The following is a 21,888-nucleotide window of genomic DNA, read 5'->3' on the forward strand; positions in this document are numbered from 1 at the left end:
TTGCGGGGGCGTTGATCTTTTACAACAGCGAACCTAGATGCTGTATTCCGCAGGTCCGCGCACTGTGGCATAGGGCCCTGGCACGAACTGGTAGCCGCCACCACGGACGGTGGCGACGGTGTGTCGGGCGGAGCCTAGCTTCCGCCGCACCCTTCCAACATAAACGTCGATCGACCGAAATGCCGCGCCGGGAAGGTCAAATGACTCCAGGAAGCGTTGCAATTCTTCACGACTGATGGCCCGTGAGCAGTTGACCACGAGGTAGCGCAGCAGCTTGTATTCCATGCCAGTAAAGGAAACCGGCCTGCCGTCCAGCAGCACTACTTCAGCGGCGAGGTCCACCGCAAGTTGGCTCCGGCGGCTGGCCAACGTTACGGGCTCGACGGCGGTGCTGTCGCCCGCTTCGGTGCGGTCGCCGCCGTCGGAGATGGCCTCCGAACGGGTCACCGACCGCGCCTCCGCGAGGGCGTCGGCGAGCGAGAGTGTGCCGTTGGTACCGGCGTCGGCGGCTTCCTGCGGAGTGCCGCCCCAGGAAGTGTCGCCGACGCCGGAGTGCTCTGCCCCGGTGGCGGGCCAGATGCGGACTTCCGCCTCCGGGGCAAGTTTCATGGCGCGGGCCAGCACAAGGCGTGCGGCCCGCTCCCAGACTGCAGAATCGATCTCGTCGCCCTCGGCCGGGTTGACCCAGAGCGCCAGGCCGTGTGCGGTCATGCCGTTCCGTCGCGCAGAAGTTCCGCGGGCTGCGGGTCCCCGCGACGGTGGTGGCCCGTAGGCATTGACTGCCATGACGGTTGACCTAAACGTTGCCGCGGCGGAGCAGCTTGCCGCCGGGGTTCTGGCCGTCGATCGGGGTGCCGCGCAGGTACGTCTTGCGGACGACGCCGGCAAGCGGACGGCCGTCGTACGGCGTGATCGGGTTCTTGTGCTTGAGCTTGGTGACGTCCACAACGAAGGCTTCGTCCGGGGCGAAGATGGAGAAGTCGGCGTCGTAGCCCAGGGCGAGCTGGCCCTTGTTGTGCAGGCGGGCCAGGGCAGCGGGCTTCTCGGCCATCCAGGAGACCACCTGTTCCAGCGGGATGCCGCGGTGGCGGGCTTCGGTCCAGATCAGGGACAGGCCCAGCTGCAGCGAGGAAACGCCGCCCCAAGCTACTGCGAAGTCGCCATTCTCCAGGTCTTTAAGATCCAGTGTGGAGGGGGAGTGGTCCGAGACGATGCAGTCGATGGTGCCGTCCTGCAGGCCCTTCCAGAGGAGCTCGCGGTTGGAGGCCTCACGGATGGGCGGGCAGCACTTGTAGGCCGTGGCGCCGTCGGGGATTTCTTCGGCCATGAGCGTCAGGTAGTGCGGGCAGGTCTCAACGGTGAGGTTGACGCCGTCGCGCTTTGCCGAAGCGATCATCGGCAGCGCGTCTGAGGAGGAAAGGTGCAGGATGTGGGCGCGGGCGCCGGTCCAGCGGGCACGTTCGATGACCTCGGCGATGGCCTTGTTCTCGGCACCGCGGGGGCGGGAGGCGAGGAAGGTTTCGTAGTGGTCGCCGCCCGGGTGAGGGGCGCGGTCAATGGCGTGGGAGTCCTCAGCGTGCACGATCATGAGGGAGTCGAAGGACTTGAGCTCAGCCATGTCCTCTTCCATCTCATCCGCGTCCAGGTGCGGGAATTCGTCCACGCCGGAGTGCAGGAGGAAGCACTTGAAGCCGAAAACGCCTTCGTCGTGCAGCGGGCGGAGGTCGCTCTTGTTGCCGGGGATGGCACCGCCCCAGAATCCGACGTCCACAAAAGCCTGGTCCTTGGCGACCACGCGCTTCTGCTCCAGGCCGTCCACGCTGGTGGTGGGCGGGATGCTGTTCAGCGGCATGTCGATGATGGTGGTGACGCCACCGGCGGCTGCGGCACGGGTAGCGGAGGCGAAGCCTTCCCACTCGGTGCGTCCGGGCTCGTTGACGTGGACGTGGGTGTCCACCAGGCCGGGGATGAGGGTTTCGTCGTCTGCGAGTTCAATGACCTCGTTGCCCGTCAGGCCGTTGCCCAGGGGTTCGATGGCGACGATGATGCCGTCGCGGATACCAACTTCGCGTGCTGCGAGGCCGGCGGTGGTCAGGATGCGCTGGCCCCGGATAACGAGGTCATAGGCGCCGATTGCTTCAGACATTGAGGTACTCCTTATTTTCGGTCCGTTCCGCCAGGTACACGCCTATGTGCTTACCTAATTGTTCAAGCAACGGACCTGCTTCAGCGATACATTTTTGGACATCTTTTTCCAGATCGGTCAGTGCATGGACCGTATGGAAGCCGGCATCCGTGAGTTGTTCCCGGCTCAGGGTACTCCGGCCGCACACTGCGATCACGGGAACCCCGTTCCGTTGCGCCGCCCGCGAGACGCCCATGGGAGTCTTGCCGAGCAGGCTTTGCTCGTCCAGGCTGCCTTCTCCGGTGATCACCAGATCGGCGCCCTTGAGCCTGTGCTCGAGTTCAGTGAATTCAAGCACGACGTCGATACCCGGCCGCCGCTCTGCCTTCAGCGCCGCGATGGCAATGTAGCCAACGCCGCCCGCTGCTCCGGCGCCTTCTGCCTTGGCGGCGTACTTGGCGTGCTGGCCGGTGGTTGCCGCGAGCACGTCCACGAAGTGGCTTGCTGCCGCGTCCAGTTCGGCGACGTCGTCCGGCGTCGCGCCCTTCTGCGGACCGAAGATGGCTGGGGCTCCGCTGGCCCCCAAAAGGGGATTGTCGACGTCGGACGCCAACACGAACTCTGTTGCTTCGACGCGGACGTCGAAGTTGGAGAAGTCGATGGTCTCGATTTCGGCGAGAGCGGCACCGCCGCCGGGGAGCTCGTTGCCGTCCTTATCCAGGAACACAGCGCCGAGGCCCTGCAGGACTCCCGCGCCCGCGTCGGTGTTGGCGCTTCCGCCCACCCCCAGGATGATCTTGCGGCAGCCGAGGTCCAGCGCGGCGCGGATGAGTTCGCCCGTGCCGATGCTGGTGGCCGTCTTGGCTGTTTCAGAGGTGGGGCCGTCCGGCAGGAGGGCGAGACCGGAAGCCGCCGCCATTTCGATGACGGCTTCCTGGTCCCGCACTGCGAAGTCGGCCTTCACAGGCTCGCCGAGCGGGCCGGTGACGGTGGTGGTCCGGCGGGTGAAGCCGGAGCCGATGGCGGCGTCGATGGTTCCTTCGCCGCCGTCGGCCACCGGAATGCGTGTTGCTTCTATGCCCTTCGAACCGAAGCCGGCGAGCAGGCCTGTTGCCAGGTGCTCGGCGACGTCGGGCGCGGACAGCGAGCCCTTGAATTTGTCCGGGGCGATGACAACACGCATTCCGGTGCCTCCCTTCTTTTACTGTTACTTACGCTTTGGTCAGGATCGCGGTGGGTGCGTCCGCCGCGGTTTCTGCCAACTCTTCGAACTCGTTCACGCCGCTGATCTCAACGCCCATGGAGATGTTGGTGATCTTTTCCAGGATCACTTCAACAACCACGGGAACCTTGAACTCGCCCATCAGTGCCTTGGCCTTATCAAAAGCGGCAGGCAGATCGTTGGGGTCCTCAACGCGGATGGCCTTGACGCCCAAGCCCTCGGCAACCTTGATGTGGTCCACGCCGTAGCCGTTGGTCTCCGGGGAGTTGATGTTCTCGAAGGCCAGGGAAACGTTCTGTTCCATGTTGAAGCCGCGCTGGCTCTGACGGATCAGGCCCAGGTAGCTGTTGTTCACCACAACGTGGATGTACGGCAGGTTGAACTGTGCGCCAACGGCCAGTTCCTCGATCATGAACTGGAAGTCGTAGTCACCGGACAAGGCAACAACAGTGGCGTCCGGGGTTCCACGAACCACGCCCAGTGCGGCGGGACCGGTCCAACCCAGCGGGCCGGCCTGGCCAGCGTTGATCCATTTGCGGGCACCGAACACGTGCAGCATCTGTGCGCCGGCGATCTGCGAGAGACCGATGGTGGACACGTAGGTGGTGTCGCGGCCGAAGGCCTTGTTCATCTCCTGGTACACGCGCTGCGGCTTGATCGGCACATTGTCGAAGTTGGTCTTGCGGTGCAGGGAGCCCTTACGCTCCTGGCACTCGGCAACCCAACCCGAGTAGTCCGGCAGGGTCTTTGCAGCCTGGCGTTCGCGAGCCAGCTCCAACAGACCGTCCAGCGCCGCACCGGCGTCGGACGCAATGCCCAAGTCCGGCGAGAAAACGCGACCGATCTGCGTCGGCTCAATGTCGATGTGAACGAACTTACGGCCGGCCGTGTAGGTGTCCAGGCCGCCGGTGTGGCGGTTGGCCCAACGGTTGCCGATGCCGATCACGAAGTCGCTCTGCAGGAACGTCTCGTTGCCGTAGCGGTGCGAGGTCTGCAGGCCAACCATGCCGGCCATCAGCTGGTGGTCGTCCGGGATGGCTCCCCAGCCCATCAGCGTGGGGATAACGGGAACGTTCAGGATCTCGGCCAGCTCAACCAGCTGAGCCGAAGCGCCGGCGTTGATGATGCCGCCACCGGCAACGATCAGCGGGTGCTGTGCCGAGGTCAGCATGTCCAGAGCCTTTTCCAGCTGCTTGCGGGAAGCCTTGGGCTTCTCCACCGGCAGGGGCTCGTAGGCATCGATGTCGAACTCGATCTCGGCCATCTGAACGTCGATGGGCAGGTCCAGCAGGACCGGGCCCGGACGACCCGAACGCATCAGCTGGAACGCCTTCTGGAAAGCGCCCGGAACCTGGCCCGGCTCCAGGATGGTCATGGCGAACTTGGTCAACGGCTTGGCGATGGACTCGATGTCCACAGCCTGGAAGTCTTCCTTGTGCAGCTTGGCAACGGGTGCCTGGCCGGTGATGCAGAGCATGGGGATCGAGTCAGCCCATGCAGCGTACAGGCCGGTGATCATGTCCGTGCCAGCGGGGCCCGACGTGCCGATGCAGATGCCGATGTTGCCATCAGCTGCGCGGCTGTAGCCGTCAGCCATGTGGCTGGCGCCTTCAACGTGGCGGGCCAGCGTGTGGCGGATACCGCCGTGGGCACGCATTGCTGAGTAGAAGGGGTTGATCGCTGCGCCGGGCAGACCGAAAGCTTCGGTTGCGCCTTCCTTTTCCAGGATGGCTACGGCCGCATCAACGGTGCGCATCTTTGCCATGGTGTACTCCTTGAAGTCTGTTTTTGGGTGTGCTGAAGCGAGTTTGTGTACAGATAACGCCCTTTAGAAGGTGTTTTCCGGGCGTTATCTGTACACAAACTCAGTGGTTCGTGGGGGCTGGTTACTTCCGGCCGCTGAGCTGGAGGACCTGCTTGAAGAGGCCCGAGTGGTCGAGGCCGCCGTCGCCCTGGTTGACGGTTGCGGCGACGAGCTGGGCAACGACTGCACCGAGGGGGACAGCGACGTTGGCTTCGCGGGCTGCGGAGGTGACGATGCCGAGGTCCTTGTGGTGGAGGGCCAGGCGGAAGCCGGGGTCGAAGTTGCGGTCGAGCATCTTCTGACCCTTCTGGTCGAGGACCTTGGAGCCGGCCAAGCCGCCGCCGAGGACCTTCAGTGCTGCGTCGGTGTCTACGCCGTAGGCCTCAAGGAAGGCGATGGCCTCGCCGAGGACCTGGATGTTGACGGCCACGATCAGCTGGTTTGCAGCCTTGACGGTCTGGCCGGAGCCGGACGGGCCGACGTGGACGATGGTCTTGCCCACTGCGTTGAGGACATCCTGTGCTGCCTCGAAGTCCTCCGCGGAGCCGCCGACCATGATGGACAGAACGGCGTCGATAGCCCCCTGCTCGCCACCGGATACCGGTGCGTCGAGCGGGAGGATGCCTGCTGCGACTGCGTCGTCCGAGAGACGCTTGGCGACGTCCGGGCGGATGCTGGATGCGTCGATCCAGATGGTGCCCTTCTTCGCGTTGGCGAAGACGCCGTCCTTGCCGCTGACAACACCCTCAACATCGGGGGAGTCCGGGACCATGGTGATGACGACGTCGGCGTCCTTGACTGCGTCCGCGATGCTGGTGGCACCCTGGCCGCCCTCGGAGACGAGCTTGTCGATCTTGTCCTGGCTGCGGTTGAAACCGGTAACCGTGTGGCCGGCCTTGACGAGGTTGATGGCCATGGGGAGGCCCATGATTCCGAGTCCGATGACTGCAACGTTGCTCATTGTGGTTCTCTTTCTGGGGAAGTCTGTGTGTGTCTGAAGTCCGTGTGTTAACCCGGATGTGCTTACCCAACTAGGTGACAGTAAGTGTCGTACTGAGTGCTCAGTGGAGCGTTTGCTGTTACCTAGTTGGGGCTGCCGTGCTTAGTTGGCGTTGGCGCGCTGGCGGATGGCCCAGCTGAAAGCCGTTTCCTGCGGTTCCTTGTACTCGAGGCCGATGTAGCCGTCGTAGCCGAGTTCGCGGCTGCGGGCGATCCATTCGCCGAGGGGGAGGGTGCCGGTTCCGGGAGCGCCGCGGCCGGGGTTGTCGGCGATCTGGATGTGGCCGAAGTCCTTGGCGTGGTTCTCGATGACGGATTCGACGTCGTCGCCGTTGACTGCAAGGTGGTAGAAGTCGGCGAGGAGCTTGATGTTCTGTGCGCCGGATTCTGCCTTGACGCGGGCGATGACCTTGAGTGCGTCTTCGGCGGTGAGGAGCGGGTACTTGGGTGCGCCGCTGACCGGTTCGAGGAGAACGGTGCCGCCGATGCGGGCAACACCTTCCGCTGCTGCGGCGAGGTTCATGGCCGCGAGTTCGTCCTGTTCTTCAGGGGTGAACTCGTCCTGGCGGTTGCCGTAGAGGGCGTTGAAGGCCTTGCAGCCGAGGCGCTCACCGATGCCTGCTACGACGTCGATGTTGTCCTTGAACTCGGAGCAACGTCCCTTCCAGGAAACCAGGCCGCGGTCGCCGCCGGGCATGTTGCCAGCGTTGAAGTTCAGGCCGGTGAGCTGAACGCCGGCGTCCTTGATGGCGGTTTCAAACTCTGTTGTCTCTTTGTCGGTGGGAACCGAAGTGGAGAAGGGCCACCAGAACTCGACGGCGTCAAAACCGGCTGCCTTCGCGGCGGCGGGGCGCTCGAGCAAGGGCAGCTCCGTCAGGAGGATGGAGCAGTTCACTGTGTACGTCATCGTAGGTCCTTCCGAGGAGGGGCTTTGATCTATCTTCTAGGTAGCTTGGCTGCTGCCTTAGTGCCGGGCCTCAGTTTCCGCTTTATGGAATTTAGATTCTGCTTTATGAAAAGTTTAGGGAAGGTGGGGGTGTGAGTCAAGGGGGCGGGGTTCGGGATACCAGCCCTCCTGGGTGGCGGTTCCTTCATGCGGCAGCCCAATGAGCCTGATCAGTAACGGTGTCTGGATGACCTCACGAGCCGAGTTTGCCTGCGTAGGTCGTCGTCTGCTTGGCGAACGTAGTGAGCAGAAGGCGAGATCCGTTCGAGAAATACGCAGCAGCGCGCGGACACGAGGAGTCTTCCTGATTGCCGTTTGACGCTGCCGCTCACGGTAGCGTTGAGCTATGAAATCTTCGGATCAGGGCGTGCCGTTGGCCTCCGGCTTGTACGAACCAATTTGTAGCTTCAGCGAATGGGTATCCACGAGCGTAAACGAGGAACGGTTTGAGCCCCTCCTTCAAAGGATCGCTGCTCTTGATCTAGATTCACAAGGCGAGGGGCTGCGTTGGGCTCAGGACCGTATTCTTCGAGCTAGTGCCTTTGAAACCGGAGCAGTCGAAGCGCTTTATGAAGGAGGAGCAACCTATAGCGTTGCTATGGAGGTCGACGGGTGGCAGCTCGACTTAGAGAATAGCGGCGACGGAGCCGCGCATCACTTTGAAGATCAACTTGGCGCCTATGTTCTTGTTCGCGATTTAGCCAAGAACGCCGAAAGGCCCCTGACCGAAGTCGATGTCCGCGATCTTCATAGAATAGCGACGCGCTCCCAACAAACACACCCAGTTCGAACACCGAACGGCGTCCAGCATCACAGGTTTATCTCCGGGGCTTACAAGGTAAACCCCAATCAAGTGATTAATCGAGGGGGCGGCGTCTTCCACTACGCACCCGTCGAAGCGGTATCTCCTGAAATGGGATCGTTGGTGAGAACTGTCAATTCGGCAGACTTTCATGTGGCACACCCAGTAATCCAGGCAGCCTATATGCACTGGGCAGTTGCCCACATACATCCTTTTGCGGATGGAAACGGACGCATGGCGAGAGTTCTTGGCTCAATCCCATTATTGAGGGCTTATGGGGTCCCGCTTGTAGTGTTCGCTGGGCGAAAGAGGGGGTACCTGCAAGCGCTGGAAGCGGCAGATGGCCATCAGCACCAGGACATGGTCGACTACGTCGCAGCCCGCGCCGGCGAAACACTAGCCTGGCTAGTAGAACTGATAGAGGCGTCCGAAAAAGAGACAGCAGCCCAGCAAAGTCTGGCCGACCTTGGTCGGCTGTTGGCCTCTCAAGCCGAAAAGTTAGAGACGTCACGTGAAGCTGCTGAACGCGTTAAGGCGGCCCTGCAGTCCTTTATGCGCGAAGAATGTGCGAATAGATTCTCAGCGACAAACATAAAAACTGAAATTGGGCTTCCCAGAGAATTTGCAGGGAAAGGATACGTATTCAACTACGTTCGAGGATTTACACCCCTCGAAGGAGACACAGTTGTGACTATCAGCATAGATGAGGTAGCCAATCACCGGTCGACACAACGCGTCGAAGTCGGTTTCGGCGATGAACGAGTTGGTCATGCCGTCGTTGTCACTCAGGGCAGCCAAGGGGACGAACTATTTTTCAGCCTGGAGGACTGCAGCCCTGACCTGAGTGTTGGTACCGAACTACGGCTACGTAGCCTTGTCTCTGCACTTGTCTCGCAAGTGACTCGCAAGTATCAGAATGAACTAGCCTCGATATTCAAGCAACACGGACGCCTCCCCGGTTAGGAATAGCATCCTATTCCAAGGGTCCGAATCCAGTTGCTAGTTGCTCGATGATACCCCCCCTGATCAAAGGATCAAGTGAGCTAGATGCTACTCCTATCCAACGCTAGGAATAATCCAGTTCTCAATTCTTCTATTCTTGTCTACGCGTACCACAACATCGTTTAGCTTTCTATTGCGGGTAGTGGCTCCGAAAAGACTATCCCCATCTTTCTCCACTTTCAGCGCGCGTCCAGAGAAGTCACGGAGATAGGCGAAGTCCTTTTCGCGCTCCACGATGAGATGGAAGATCATCTTATCCGCGTTCGTCCACTTGTCGTCTGCTATGTATTCAGCGTTTGCTTCTCTAAGATTCGAGGCGGCCACAGAGACAAGGATGTCAAAACCGGCGGCAAAACGGATGAGAGTGTTCCCGACGGTCTTCAACCACATTGTGGATACACTGTGTGAAGAGTTATGAGCGGATGCGTGCCTTTCCTTAGCTAGTTCGTCCAGTAAACTTTTCAAATCCAGCGGCGAAGTGCTTGTTGCGTTGACTGCTGGAAAGCCGATCCGGCTAGTCACGTCGCGTACTTTGCTAAACGCATCGGCGACATGGAACTTTCGCAGTGCCGCCCGGTAATCGTCAGAACTCATGTTGCTGCCGGTCCAAACCCAAGATAGAGCTGAAAACGCCAGCCTGGTTCCCTGTGATGAAGAGAGTGCTTCCCCTAAGGCTACTGACAGTGCGTTCAGAGCTGCGTCGTCTAGCCTCCTCACTTTCGCTGACGCCACTTCTATGGCAGTTCGAGCCGAAGGCAGTTGCATGAGAGTCGGAAGCTCCGTATACATGAGGTTTCCGCTGTTTAAGTACTTGGCAATTTCATCCAACCGTTCGAGGATGAACGTCTCTAGAAGATTGAAAGAAGCGACAGTCAAACCTCTTCTTACGAATGCACCACGCGGGGTGCTTTCAACGGCCCAGCTCTCTTCAAGGGTTTGTTCGAGGGAATTCACTCCAGTTAAGAATGCTATTCGTGCATTGGATGTCATGTTGTTATGTGTGGCTCTCAGCTACGTACCGGAGCATTTCAATCATGCGTTCAGTTCGGAGGCGGAGTCTAGATGGAGTATTCGTCCCCTGACGGACGGCTTCATCAAAATCATGGTCATTGAAGAGTTGTGTAGTATATTTCCGAATGCTTTGGGCATTTCTGACAAGAATGGCGGCACTGTCGGGTCCGATCTCATGAATCGCGATCATCTGCGCATCGTACATGCCAGCGAGAGCTTGATTGCGACTGGGTCGTTTGAATGCATCTCCACCCCAGATAAGCTCCACAATCTCAATTGTAAAGTTAAAAGAATCTCTCATTCTTCTCAATTGACCTACTTCAGCAAAGCGATAGAGATTCATAAATTCGTCCATCTCATACCTAAGTTCACCTCGAGAATTACGCCATGTGCGCTGCAGCGTCAGAAAGCGGAGGACAAACTCCGCATCCATCATTTGTCTATAAGCGGGAGAATTTGGAGGATTTATTCTAAACTGGGTACGGAGGAATTCGTTCTCGGCCAAGTCATAAATCAACTCATTCAAGGGCCCGCGATAAGCGACATTTCTGATCTCTTGCTGATTCAGGACCTCGCCGCCGGTATTTAGTCGCAGGAAGACTTCGTGCTTCAGATCATCATTTGATTGTCGGAGAAGCGTCGTTACTCGAAGATTTTTCATGCTAATTAGGTTTTGGAGCCCTCTTGGCAAATCTGAGAAACGACGCCCATTCAGTTGAGGTATCCGGTGCAGCCCTTTGAGGATTAGGTCATTTGAAAAGAAGAGGCTAATTGCCGTAAGTCTTTGCTTTCCGTCAATCACAGCATACGAGCCAATGGCTGCCGCATCTTCTGCAAGATACACCGGTGGCACGGGTATGTTTGAAATGAAGGATTCGATCAGGAGGGCTTGTTTGTCCATGGGCCATCGATCGCGTCGTTGAAATTTCGGGGATACATCGATGGCGCCGTTCTGAACAAGTTGCGATATTGAGAGCAGCCCCTGATCGGCAATCTCAATTACCGCATCTCTTTGAGCATAGGTAACAGCCTCTTCCAAGCCGAGGCCGTCGTAGTCTATATCCAACTTTTTGCCTTCCATCCAGTCCTGTCAGCTCCAAGCGCCCGAAACTGTGATCTGATTTTACTTGAAGTCTCTGGTCGCGCAGGCAAGCCTTTTGGCACCGTGTCTCGAGTTGTCTTTTACGACCGTGGAGCCGCGGGCATAGGCTCTGTGGCTCATAGCCCCGGGAATGGTCTCGATGTTGACGTGGTTGCTACGGCTTTAGGTTGGAAGCTGTTAACTCCTCTCGTACCTTACGGGTTCATGGGGAAGTCGGCGACGTCTTACATCTCATCGCACCTCTGCCTCGTCGAATTGTGGTTTAGAATCCTAGCCGTCCGAAGAGTTTGAAAGGCAAGAATCCCGGTTTCATCATTCGTACACGAAGCATGCGCAGGTCTTCAGTCCGGCTATTACGTTCAGACGTAGGGCTGCCAGCTATGCTGGGACAGCTACAGGTACCCAGCGGAGTCGCGACCAAAAGCATCCGCGGAAGGACAATCAAATGGCTCGGCCGACAGTTCAGGACGTCGCCAAGACGGCGGGTGTGTCTGTAGGGACGGTTTCCCGCGTTTTGAACGGGAGCCCTGCTGTCAGCGAGGCGGCCAAAGAGAAGGTCAACGCCGCAATCCGGGAGCTCAGCTACCGCCCGCTTGCTTCAGCAAGGGATCTCCGAAGAGACCGCACCATGCGTGTCCTGGCCCTCGCCAAGAACTTGGACTCGCTGGTGATCAGCGAAGTCTTCCGGGGTGTCGGCGACGCTGCGGCTGACTCGGGCTACGTCAGCCTCATCGCGGCCACCGATGGCGACCTTGATCGCGAGCAGCAGTTGGTGGACATGCTGCGCAACGGCTCAGTGGATGGCTTGGTCATCTTCTCACCAACGATGTCGGACGACGACGTAAACACCGTCGCTGAGCAACTCAGCGTGATTCAAGTCTGTGAGATCGTCGACGCCGAGGCGGCATTCGGGGTTTCCATTGATGACCGACAGGCCGCCTACGACATCACCAAACACCTGATCGACACGGGCGCCAAGAAGCTGGCCATGCTCGCCCACAGGGGCGCTCGCTCGGGCCGGCTGCGTGAGGAAGGCTTCCGCCAGGCACTCGAGGAAGCAGGCTTGGAACAAGGCCAGATCCTGTTCGGCGAAGGCAACTTCGGCTTCCACGCCGGCCGTACGCTCGCCAAGAAGCTTCTCAAAGCAAAAGACCGCCCGGACGCCGTTTTCTGCGGGACCGACGTCGTCGCCGCTGGGTGCGTTCGGGAACTCACAGATGCCGGACTCCGAGTTCCACAAGACATTGCCGTAGCAGGTTTCGATGACTCGGCCCAGGCAGAAATGTGCGTCCCGGAGCTGACCACGGTCCGGCAGCCGGCCTACGAAATGGGCCGAGTCGCCTTCTCTGAACTCCTGGAGCGGATGACAGTGGAGGGCTCACATCGCAAGGGACGAACCTTCCTCCCACACGAACTCGTCATCCGGGACTCCACCAAATAAAGAGGGTTGACAGCTCCCAGTGGTCACTGTCACACTATTTTGGAATCGATTCCACGGCCGCAAGGCCGATTCTTTTGGACACTTTTGGAATCGATTCCACGGATCACAAGCACCACCGGCAAAGAAGCCACCCTCAGCACGCGGGACAGCCAAAACGCGCGCTGAACGCCACCCGCCCACAGCCACCAAAGGAGCCACTTGTGGACTTGAACCGACCTGCTCTACCGCTCCAGAACAAAGCCACAAACCGCAAAGCCCTAGCGGCTACCGCAATAGCCGCAGCCCTCCTCCTCAGCGCGTGCGGCGGGGGAGCCGCACCCCAAGGTGCCGAACAAGCGGCAGCTGCCGATCCGGCGTCGGGCGCTAATGCCAGCGGCAACGTGAACATCTGCGGCGTCAAGGACGCGAGCGGCATCTACAAGGGCACGGCGGAGGCGTTCACGAAGGCGGACGGCAAGGTCACGGCCAAGTACACGGAGATCGGTGCCACCACGGATGAAGCCCGCACGCAGATCGTGCAGCGGCTCGAGGGCAAGTCCACTGAGTGCGACCTCTTCGTCACGGACGTCATCTGGACCTCCGAGTTCGCCTCCCAGGGCTGGCTGCTGGACCAAACCAAACTGGTGGAAGCCAACAAGGATCGGCTCATTCCCTCCACTGTGGAAACCACCAAGTATCAGGACAAGTATTGGGGCTCGCCGTTCTTCACCAACGCCGGATTGATCTACTACCAGAAGGACAAGGTAGCCAAGCCCGAGACCTGGCAGCAGCTCTACGCAGAAGCCGCCAAGGCTCCCGGCAACGGCTTCGTCTACCAAGGCAAGCAGTACGAGGGCCTCACGGTGAACTTCCTCGAAATGCTCTACAGCGCAGGCGGCGAAGTCCTCGATGACCAAGGCAACGTCAAGATCGATTCCAAGGAAACCCGCGACGTCCTCAATTTCATGAGCGACGGCCTCAAGAAGGGCTCAGCCGACCGCGCCGTCCTCACCTACAACGAAGACCCGGCTCGCCTCGCCTACGAGTCCGGCGACTTCGGGTACCAGCGCAACTGGCCGCACGTGTACCGCCTGCTCAACGCGACACCGCTGGCGTCGAGCTTCGCCGTCGCGCCGTTGCCGGCATGGGAAGGCGGCAAGGCTTCCGGCGTGCTCGGCGGCTGGAATCTGGCGATCTCGGCCCACTCCACCAACCAGGCCGGGGCTGTCGCGTTCATCGACTACGCCACCAGCCCGGAGTGGCAGAAGCACGTGGCCATGGACTACTCACAGGCCCCGGTCAATGAAGCTGCCTACTCTGACCCGGCGGTACTCGAGAAGATGCCGTTCGCCACGGAACTCCTCGCCTCCGTGAAGGGTGCCAAGCCGCGCCCGATCTCCCCGGTCTACCCGCAGATCTCCCAGGCGATCTACAAGAACGTCTACGCCGTCCTCTCCGGCACCGCCTCCACCGAGGAAGCCGTGCAGAAGATGGCCGAGGAAATCACCACCGCTAAGGCGAGCTTCTAGTCATGGCCATCAAAACAATCCCGGCAAGCCGCGGCCCAGCGAAGACAAGCGGCCGCGACCGCGCCGAGCGCAGGCTCGCGTTCCGCATGACCGCCCCGTCGCTGGTCATCATGGCGCTGGTTGCGGCGGTCCCCATCGGCTACGCGATCTGGCTCTCGCTGAACCAGTACAGCGTCCGCACCGCCGGGTTGTCCCGCTTTGTCGGCCTGGAAAACTACATCAACGCCCTCGCAAGCAAAGAGTGGTGGGCTGCGTTCGGCCAGACCTTCCTCTTCGCGGGCCTCTCGGTCAGCCTGGAACTCATCCTCGGCACGGCCATGGCATTGCTGCTCAACCTCGCGTTCAAGGGCCGCGCCGTCCTGCGCACCGTGGTTCTGCTGCCGTACGCGATCATCACCGTGGTCAGCGCCATCACCTGGCAGACGATGTTCCAGCCCAACATGGGCCTGGTCACCAACGTCCTCTCCGCGCTGGGACTGCCGGGCGGCGACGTCGTCTGGCTCGGTGAGCACGGCTACGCGATGGCCGTGATCGTCATGGCCGACGTCTGGAAGACCACGCCCTTCGCGGCGCTCATCATCCTGGCCGGCCTGCAGGTCATCTCCGCCGAAACGTACGAGGCCGCGGAACTCGACGGCGCCAGCAAATGGCAGACCTTTGTGAACATCACCCTGCCGCTCCTGCGCCCGGCGATCGTCCTCGCCGCGATCTTCCGCACCATGGACGCCCTCCGCGTCTTCGACCTGCCGTTCGTGCTCACCCGCGGCGCCAACGGCACCGAATCCATGTCCATGCTCGCCTACACGCAACTGCGCGAAAACCGGCTGGTGGGCGAAGGATCGGCGCTGTCCATCCTGACCTTCCTCACCGTCATGGTGGTCTCAGTCATCTACGTCCGCTTCGCCGGCGGCAACATCCGCGACGTCGCGAAGGAGGAACAATGAGCACGCTGATTGCAGAACGCCCGACGCCGGAACTCGCCACGCGCCCCAAGGCGCCAAAGCGTCGGTTGCGTGGGGAATCGAAACTGCACCCCTTGGTATGGGTGTTCGTGGTGGCCGTCATGGCTTTCTCGCTCATCCCGTTTTACTGGCTGGTCAACACCTCCCTTAAGAAGGGCGCGAGCCTGTCCCAAGGCGAGCTCTTCCCGAGCCAGCCGACACTCGAGAACTATGTGGTGGTTTTCCAGAACCCCGAGTTCCTCCTGGCCTTGCGCAATTCGGTGATTATCGCCGTCGTGACTACAACGGTGGCACTGGTTTTCGCATCCTTCGCCGCCTATGCGCTGGCGAGGTTGAAGATGCGCCGCAAGGCGATGATCCTGACGCTGATCCTCTCGGTCACCACGTTCCCGGCCATCGCCATCGCGGCCCCGATGTTCTCCATCTGGCGCGAAATCGGTCTGTACGACACCTTGCTGGGCCTCATCATCCCGAAGCTGACATTCGCGTTGCCGCTGGCGATCTACACGCTGACGTCGTTCTTCAAAGAGATCCCGCGTGAACTCGAGGAATCCGCGTACATGGATGGCGCCACACCGTTTGTCGCCTTCCGCAAGGTGATCCTGCCGCTGGCGGTTCCCGGCTTGGCGACGACAGCGATCCTGGTGTTCATCTCGGTCTGGAACGAATTCCTCCTGGCCGTCACGCTGACCACCTCGCCGGAATCCCGGCCCGTGCCGGTCGCTATTGCGTTCTTCAGCGGAACCAGCGAGTTCGACCAACCCCTCGGCACCATCAGCGCCGCGTCGGTGATCATCACCGTCCCGCTCGTGATTCTGGTGCTCGTGTGCCAGAAACGCATCGTTTCCGGCATGACGGCCGGTGCGGTCAAGGGCTAACGCCTTTCAAACCTAGTAACCACAGAAAGAACAGGAACAACGTGAGCATTCAGCAGCAGGCCCCGTCCACAACCCTCAAGGTGGGAGTTGTGGGTATCGGTTGGGCCGGCCAGCAGCACCTCAAGGCATACAGCACCATCCCCGGCGTCGAGATTGTCGCCGTCGCCGGTATGGAAGCTGACCTTCTTGCCCAGCTGAAGGAGGAATACAGCATTCCCCACACCTTCGCCCGGTGGGAAGACATGATCGAGCTCGAAGGCCTCGACGCCGTCAGCGTCGCCGTGCCGACGTTCCTGCACGCGCCCATCGCCATTGCGTCGCTCGAGCGGGGACTGCATGTGCTGAGCGAAAAGCCGTTGGCGCGCAACGCCGTCGAGGGTCAACAGATGGTCGACGCCGCCCGCAAGGCTGGACGCGTCCTGGACGTTGCGTTCAACCACCGCCGCCGCGGCGACATCCAGGCGCTCAAGGAAGTGATCGACGCCGGCACGCTGGGACGCCCGTACTACGCCAAGGCGTCCTGGCTGCGCAGGCAGGGCATTCCGATGCTGGGCAGCTGGTTCACCAACCCGGAACTCGCCGGCGGCGGTCCGCTGGCTGATATCGGTGTCCACGTGCTGGACTACTCGCTGCACCTGCTGGGGGAGCCGAAGGTCCTGGCCGTCTCGGCGTCAACCCACTCCGAACTCGGCCCGCGCGGCCTCGGCGGCAACGCCCGCTATACAGCCTCGAACTCCAGCCATAAGTTTGAAGTGGAAGACTTCGCATCGGCATTCATCCGGCTGGAAGGCGGCGGCACGCTGATCCTGGAAGCGGGCTGGGCCACCTATCGCGACGAGAAGGACCTGATGGACTTCACCGTTTACGGGACCGACGGCGGAGCAGACTTGCGCTCGGTCGGCGCCTCCGAGAACCCGGTAGCTGACGTCCACGTCTTCACCGAGAACGACGGCGAAAACACCGACTTCGAGGTGGTGGCTGAACCCGGGCGAGCCCACCAGGCCGTCGTCGACGATTTCATTGCCGCCGTCCGCGGTGGCGAGACCGTGTGGGGAAGCCACGACGGGTCCCTTGCCCTGAGCCGCGCGCTGGTCCTTGATGCCTGCTACAAATCCGCCCTCGAACAACGTGAAGTGGTGCTCTGAAATGTCTGATTCAAAATTGAAGGTCGTCGTCTGGAACGAAGCAGTCCATGAGGCTCGCAACGAGCCTGCGACCATCCGCGAGATGTACCCGGAAGGCATCCACGGAGCCATCGCCGCGGGACTTCGCGGCTTCTACCCCGACTCCGAAATCACGACGGCGACACTCGCTGATCCCGAGCACGGACTCTCCGAAGAAGTCCTTGCACAGACTGACGTGCTGCTGTGGTGGGGTCACATCGCGCATGAGGACGTCAGCGACGAGGTGGTGGACCGCGTGCAGCGGCATGTGCTCGGTGGTATGGGCTTGGTGGTTCTGCACTCCGGGCACTTCGCCAAGATCTTCACTCGATTGTTGGGGACTACGTGCTCTCTGAAGTGGCGCAACGAAGGCGAACGCGAGCTTGTGTGGACGGTCAAGCCTTCTCACCCGATCGCCGCTGGGATTGAAAGCCCCATCGTGATTCCGCAGCAGGAAATGTACGGCGAACTGTTCGACATCCCAGAGCCCGATGACCTGATCTTCATCAGCTCCTTTAGCGGGGGAGAGGTGTTCCGCTCCGGCGTGACGTTCTCGCGCGGCAAGGGCCGGATTTTCTACTTCAGCCCCGGCGACCAGGAATACCCGGTGTACCACCAGCCGCAGATCCAGAAAGTCATCGCCAACGGTGTTGGTTGGGTAGCGCAGCCCGGCGTTTTCCGTGAGGCGCCCGAGGTATCCAACCCTGCCCGGGGCTGGTTCGAGGAAGCTTAGGACGATGACCAGTTCCCTTCTTCCCTCTGGCCGTCCTCTAGGAGTGGCCGCGATCGGATACGCCTTCATGGGGAAGGCCCACTCGAATGCGTGGCGGAATGTGGCCAGTTTCTTCGACGTCCCGGCCTTCGAGCAGAAAGTGCTCGTTGGCCGGGACGCCTCGGCAGTGGCCGAGGCTGCCGCCAAGTATGGCTGGGCCGAATCCGATACTGACTGGCGTTCCGTGATTGAACGGGACGACATCGACATTGTGGATATCTGCGCGCCAGGTTGGATGCACGCCGAGATCGCTATCGCGGCCTTGGAAGCGGGCAAGCATGTGCTCGTTGAGAAGCCGCTCGCCAACAGTGTCGGTGAGGCAGAGCCGATGGCGGAAGCGGCCGCCGCGGCTCGGGTCCGTGGAGTGCAGTCCATGATCGGCTTCAACTACCGCCGCGTTCCTGCGTTGGCATTGGCCCGGGAGCTGATTGCCGAAGGACGTCTCGGAACTGTGCGGCACGTCCGGGCCGCCTACCTGCAGGACTGGCTTTCCGACGTCGACGCCCCCATGAGTTGGCGGCTCCGGAAGGAGACCGCCGGCTCCGGGGCGCTGGGGGACATTGCCTCCCACGCCATTGATCAGGTGCAGCACCTCACGGGGCAAACCGTCACCGAGGTGACCGGAACGTTGCGGACTTTTGTGGCCGAGCGCCCCGGCCCTGAAGGTTTGGAGAAAGTAACGGTCGACGACGCCGCGTGGGCCACTTTGGGAATGACCGGAAACGTGAGCGCTTCTGTGGAGGCGTCGCGGGTGGCCACGGGAAAGAAGAACTCGCTCAAGATCGAAATCTACGGGTCGCTGGGCTCGTTGACTTTCGACCTGGAGAACCTGAACGAGCTCGGTTTTCTGGACGCGACGCTTCCTGTGCGGGAGCAGGGATTCCGCCGGATTCTGGTCAATGAGCCCGAGCATCCCTACGCTGCAGCATGGTGGCCGCAGGGGCACATCATCGGCTGGGAGCACACGTTCACGCACCAGGTTCGCGACTTCCTCCTTGCCGTTCGCGACGGAAGCCAGCCGTCGCCGTCGTTCGCTGATGGGTTGCAGATTCAGCGGGTGCTGGCCGCCGTCGAAGAGTCGGCCCGAAACAGGAGCACGGTGACGACAGTTCCGTCTTTCGTCAGGGAAATGGGAGAGGCTGTGGGCCACTTCCACTGATGAACGCCCTGCTCCACACTGGTTCTATCCGTTCGATTGGCAAGCGGAAATGCCGTGGGCGGGGCGGAATGAGGAAGGCTATGCAGAAAGCGCGAGTGGCGGCCGTGCTGACCTGGATCTACGCTGCGGCGTTCGGGATTCCAGCCATCCCAGTCAGCATCCATCTCCTCCAAAACGGCTACCTGCCGATGTTCATGGACCTGTTCCCGATGTATGCAGGGCCGTGGGACGGCGTCGAGCCATCGGTCTTCGTGACCCTGCTAATGGCATTCCTCGTCGTGGTCCTCGCGGCGGCGTGGGCGGCTTGGCTGTCATGGAAGGGGCGTAGATCCGGGCTGATTCTTGGGTTGGCCCTGCTGCCTTTGGAAGCGGTTTTCTGGTTGGGCTTCGACCTGCCGTTCCCGTGGTTGTTCGGTGTGGCCCGCGGCTTGCTGTACGCGCTCGCATTGATGTCATTGCGTCAAAGTCCGGCGGGGCAGGTGGCTGGCGGATAGTCGAGTCATGACCGGCCAGCCTCGACAACATCCGGAGGCCGAACATGAACCCTTCGGTAGTCGAAAAGACGAACGCACATGACCCGAACCATTGTCAGGTCAAGATGCTCCCGTGCCCCGAGGAGTTGCAGGTCTACGAGGTCTCTGGCGTGGTCGCTGCCGGACCCGGTGGAGGCATGTATTTATTGGGCGATCTGGAGGTCTGCGGGCATTACCGCCGACCACCACCCCTAGTGAAAGAGAACGTAGAAGACGATTACCAGCGCCGGGAAGAGCGCCTGGCCGATGGCGCTGACCAGAAGGCGCTTCTCTGTGACCCACAGCCAGAAACCGAGGAAGACGTGGCACGCGCAGCAGAAGATAACGATTGCCGACCCGCCGGCGGGATTGCCCGAGAGGTTCACCAGCCACAGGCCCACTGCGATGCCTAAGCCGAAAGAGATGTTGTAGGCGCCAACATTCATCGCCCACATCCGCACTGCGCGCACGTCGTCCGGCCTAATCAGGAAGATCCGGTGGAACCGTTGATCGCCATGGAAGAAGATCTCCAGGATGCCAACGCTTATCAGCGCCAGACCGGTGGATCCGGCGAGTATCTGGCTCAGCACATTCATGCCGCGCTCCTAGAACAATCTTGCAATCTCCGCTTCTTGCGTGCAGGTTACGCTTCAGGGGCGAAGACCTTCAAGGGGCAGCCTGCAAACGCAGTCCACTACCCGTGCCCACCCGCCTCCAGCCCCGCCCCGACGGCCACAACAAACGCGTCCGTCTCCGCCGACCGCCTACTCTTCAGCCACAGCGCTGACGTCCGCCACGCCAACGGATCGCCCACCAGAGGCCGCCACACCATCCCCGAAGGCAACGGTGTCCACGGCTCCTCGCTGAAGTGCACTCCACGGCCGGCCATGATCAGTCCGTGCGTGAAGTGCTGATTCCGCGCGTGAACGATAGCCGCCGGCAAATACCCGGCATCCCGGCACGTGTGCAGGAACGAGTCGTACAACGTGGGGGCCATATGCCGCGGGAAGATGATCAACGGATTCCCGGCCAGGTCACCCAGCGGCACAGCATCCAATAAAGCCAACGGATGCGAAGCATTCAGAACCACGCCAAGAGCCCGCGAATACAGCGGCCCCGACTCAAAACCCACGCTGCTCAAAGGGTGACGGACCACCGCAACGTCCAGTTCGCCGTCGCGCAGTCGCTCAACCTGCTCAACGGTGGTGAGCTCGTGCAAATTCAGCAGAACGTCAGGGGCAGACGCAGCAAACGAAGAGACCATGGTGGACAGCGCAACAGGATTCGTGTCCGGCGGCACGGCCACCTGCAGGATGCCCGAAGCGCCTGGCCGGATCCGCCGCATCGATTCCTGCGCCATGGCCACGTGATCCAGCACCCCACGCGCATGCTCCAACAGCAGAGCCCCGGCTTCGGACAGCTCCACACCGGTACGCCGCCGATGAAACAGCTGCACCCCGAGCTCTTTCTCCAAGTCCTTGATGCGCTGCGAAAGCGGCGGCTGGGCCATGTGCAGACGCTGCGCAGCGCGGCCGAAATGCAGCTCCTCGGAGAGCACCACAAAGTACTTGAGATGGTGAAGGTCCATCGGCGCACCATATCAGTTTGGTATCAAGGCGAGTAGATATTGATGTTAGACGGGTCACATTGCCCGATGGTCAGATGGGACTCAAGAAAGACCCAACGAACCAAAGGAATAGCCCAATGTCCCAGGATGTCCTCTTCGAACAGACCGGCCCCACCGCCATCATCACGCTCAACCGCCTTGACAAGCTCAACGCCTGGACCGAAGCCATGCGCAGCGAACTCATCGACTACCTGGAAGGCCTTAAAGGCAACGACGAAGTCCGCACGGTCATCCTCACCGGCAGCGGCCGCGCGTTCTGTGCAGGCCAGGACCTGGCCGAGACCGCGTCCATGAATCCCGAAGATCACAAGTCCGCGGAAGCCTGGATCGACGGTTTCGACCGCCTATACCGCGCCGTCCGCAACCTCGACCAGATCACCATCGCCGCGGTCAACGGCGTCGCCGCCGGCTCCGGTTTCCAGTACTCGCTCCTCGCCGACCTGCGTGTCGGCGATTCCAAAGTCCGGATGGGCCAGCCCGAAGTCCTGTCCGGCATCCCCAGCATCACCGGCATCTGGGCCATGTGGAGCATCCTCGGCAAGTCCAAGACCTCCCAGTTCGTCCTCACCGGCGAGCTGGTGGACGCTGCGGAGGCCCAGCGTCTCGGCCTCCTTAACTACTTGGCGGACGACGGCGGCGTGCTGGCTTACGCCAAGGACCTCGCCGCCCGCTTGAGCCTCCTTCCCCCGGGCGCAGTCCGCCTGACCAAGAACCGCCTGCGCAGCCTGGAAGACGACGACCTCAGCGACGCGATGGCCGAAGCCAAGCGCGTCCACCGCGAGGCCTACGGCACCGGCGAACCGCAGCGCGAGATGGCCCGCTTCCTCGCCGGCCGCCGCTAAACGGACGGGAT

20 protein-coding genes are annotated in these 21,888 nt (G+C 61.1%); 10 read left to right on the forward strand and 10 right to left on the reverse strand.

The window, feature by feature from the left end:
• Positions 1 to 33 precede the first annotated feature (33 nt).
• The 6 genes from RQH14_RS12535 to RQH14_RS12560 form a co-directional block, all read right to left on the reverse strand.
• Entirely contained in the window at positions 34 to 786 is a 753-nt protein-coding gene (locus RQH14_RS12535; RefSeq protein WP_311213548.1) for a winged helix-turn-helix domain-containing protein, read from the reverse strand.
• 10 nt (positions 787 to 796) lie between these two features.
• Positions 797 to 2,146: an allantoinase AllB gene (gene allB, locus RQH14_RS12540; RefSeq protein WP_026547015.1), complete on the reverse strand. Its 1,350-nt coding sequence runs from the start codon at positions 2,144 to 2,146 to the stop codon at positions 797 to 799.
• A complete protein-coding gene (locus RQH14_RS12545) occupies positions 2,139 to 3,308 on the reverse strand; it encodes a glycerate kinase (protein ID WP_311213549.1) in 1,170 nt (389 codons plus the stop codon). The genes allB and RQH14_RS12545 overlap by 8 nt, the downstream gene beginning before the upstream one ends.
• Positions 3,309 to 3,336: 28 nt before the next feature.
• The gene (gene gcl / locus RQH14_RS12550; RefSeq protein WP_311213550.1) at positions 3,337 to 5,112 is read right to left on the reverse strand and encodes a glyoxylate carboligase; all 1,776 of its coding nucleotides are present in this window, start codon (positions 5,110 to 5,112) and stop codon (positions 3,337 to 3,339) included.
• Positions 5,113 to 5,233: 121 nt separating this feature from the next.
• On the reverse strand, positions 5,234 to 6,193 hold the full coding sequence (locus RQH14_RS12555; RefSeq protein WP_311213651.1) for a 2-hydroxy-3-oxopropionate reductase: 960 nt from the start codon (positions 6,191 to 6,193) through the stop codon (positions 5,234 to 5,236).
• A 60-nt stretch (positions 6,194 to 6,253) separates the two neighbouring features.
• Positions 6,254 to 7,057, reverse strand: coding sequence for a TIM barrel protein (locus RQH14_RS12560; protein WP_311213551.1), 804 nt, complete (start codon positions 7,055 to 7,057; stop codon positions 6,254 to 6,256).
• A gap of 385 nt (positions 7,058 to 7,442) precedes the next feature.
• Here RQH14_RS12560 and RQH14_RS12565 point away from each other — a divergent pair, with 385 nt between their 5' ends.
• Positions 7,443 to 8,861, forward strand: a complete 1,419-nt coding sequence (locus RQH14_RS12565; protein ID WP_311213552.1) for a Fic family protein — start codon at positions 7,443 to 7,445, stop codon at positions 8,859 to 8,861.
• Between the two features lie 93 nt (positions 8,862 to 8,954).
• On the opposite strand, the gene RQH14_RS12570 is transcribed toward RQH14_RS12565, so the two are convergent.
• Together RQH14_RS12570 and RQH14_RS12575 are read right to left on the reverse strand one after the other, a co-directional pair.
• Positions 8,955 to 9,890: a hypothetical protein gene (locus RQH14_RS12570; protein WP_311213553.1), complete on the reverse strand. Its 936-nt coding sequence runs from the start codon at positions 9,888 to 9,890 to the stop codon at positions 8,955 to 8,957.
• Between the two features lie 4 nt (positions 9,891 to 9,894).
• Positions 9,895 to 10,992, reverse strand: coding sequence for a DUF262 domain-containing protein (locus tag RQH14_RS12575; RefSeq protein WP_311213554.1), 1,098 nt, complete (start codon positions 10,990 to 10,992; stop codon positions 9,895 to 9,897).
• A 466-nt stretch (positions 10,993 to 11,458) separates the two neighbouring features.
• On the opposite strand from RQH14_RS12575, the gene RQH14_RS12580 reads away from it, so the two are divergent.
• From RQH14_RS12580 to RQH14_RS12615, 8 genes are all read left to right on the forward strand, one after another.
• Positions 11,459 to 12,454, forward strand: coding sequence for a LacI family DNA-binding transcriptional regulator (locus RQH14_RS12580; protein ID WP_311213555.1), 996 nt, complete (start codon positions 11,459 to 11,461; stop codon positions 12,452 to 12,454).
• Positions 12,455 to 12,654: 200 nt separating this feature from the next.
• Positions 12,655 to 13,962 carry an ABC transporter substrate-binding protein gene (locus RQH14_RS12585; RefSeq protein WP_311213556.1) on the forward strand — a complete coding sequence of 436 codons (1,308 nt, stop codon included), beginning with the start codon at positions 12,655 to 12,657 and terminating at the stop codon, positions 13,960 to 13,962.
• A 2-nt stretch (positions 13,963 to 13,964) separates the two neighbouring features.
• Entirely contained in the window at positions 13,965 to 14,906 is a 942-nt protein-coding gene (locus tag RQH14_RS12590) for a sugar ABC transporter permease (RefSeq protein WP_311213557.1), read from the forward strand.
• On the forward strand, positions 14,903 to 15,802 hold the full coding sequence (locus RQH14_RS12595; protein WP_311213558.1) for a carbohydrate ABC transporter permease: 900 nt from the start codon (positions 14,903 to 14,905) through the stop codon (positions 15,800 to 15,802). The genes RQH14_RS12590 and RQH14_RS12595 overlap by 4 nt, the downstream gene beginning before the upstream one ends.
• Before the next feature lie 41 nt (positions 15,803 to 15,843).
• Positions 15,844 to 16,947 carry a Gfo/Idh/MocA family oxidoreductase gene (locus tag RQH14_RS12600; RefSeq protein ID WP_311213559.1) on the forward strand — a complete coding sequence of 368 codons (1,104 nt, stop codon included), beginning with the start codon at positions 15,844 to 15,846 and terminating at the stop codon, positions 16,945 to 16,947.
• 1 nt (position 16,948) lies between these two features.
• Positions 16,949 to 17,698 (forward strand): ThuA domain-containing protein, encoded by a 750-nt coding sequence (locus RQH14_RS12605; RefSeq protein WP_311213560.1) that lies wholly within the window; start codon positions 16,949 to 16,951, stop codon positions 17,696 to 17,698.
• 4 nt (positions 17,699 to 17,702) lie between these two features.
• A complete protein-coding gene (locus RQH14_RS12610; RefSeq protein WP_311213561.1) occupies positions 17,703 to 18,896 on the forward strand; it encodes a Gfo/Idh/MocA family oxidoreductase in 1,194 nt (397 codons plus the stop codon).
• An 80-nt stretch (positions 18,897 to 18,976) separates the two neighbouring features.
• Positions 18,977 to 19,390: a hypothetical protein gene (locus RQH14_RS12615; protein WP_311213562.1), complete on the forward strand. Its 414-nt coding sequence runs from the start codon at positions 18,977 to 18,979 to the stop codon at positions 19,388 to 19,390.
• Positions 19,391 to 19,620: 230 nt separating this feature from the next.
• Here the strand turns inward: RQH14_RS12615 and RQH14_RS12620 are convergent, their stop codons facing one another.
• Both RQH14_RS12620 and RQH14_RS12625 read right to left on the reverse strand, forming a co-directional pair.
• On the reverse strand, positions 19,621 to 20,004 hold the full coding sequence (locus RQH14_RS12620; RefSeq protein WP_311213563.1) for a DUF1304 family protein: 384 nt from the start codon (positions 20,002 to 20,004) through the stop codon (positions 19,621 to 19,623).
• Between the two features lie 98 nt (positions 20,005 to 20,102).
• On the reverse strand, positions 20,103 to 20,996 hold the full coding sequence (locus RQH14_RS12625; RefSeq protein WP_311213564.1) for a LysR substrate-binding domain-containing protein: 894 nt from the start codon (positions 20,994 to 20,996) through the stop codon (positions 20,103 to 20,105).
• A 116-nt stretch (positions 20,997 to 21,112) separates the two neighbouring features.
• Here RQH14_RS12625 and RQH14_RS12630 point away from each other — a divergent pair, with 116 nt between their 5' ends.
• The gene (locus tag RQH14_RS12630; RefSeq protein WP_311213565.1) at positions 21,113 to 21,877 is read left to right on the forward strand and encodes an enoyl-CoA hydratase/isomerase family protein; all 765 of its coding nucleotides are present in this window, start codon (positions 21,113 to 21,115) and stop codon (positions 21,875 to 21,877) included.
• Positions 21,878 to 21,888 lie beyond the last annotated feature (11 nt).

Source organism: Arthrobacter sp. WCS2018Hpa-7, from assembly GCF_031843805.1.
In the GTDB taxonomy this organism is placed as follows: domain Bacteria; phylum Actinomycetota; class Actinomycetes; order Actinomycetales; family Micrococcaceae; genus Arthrobacter.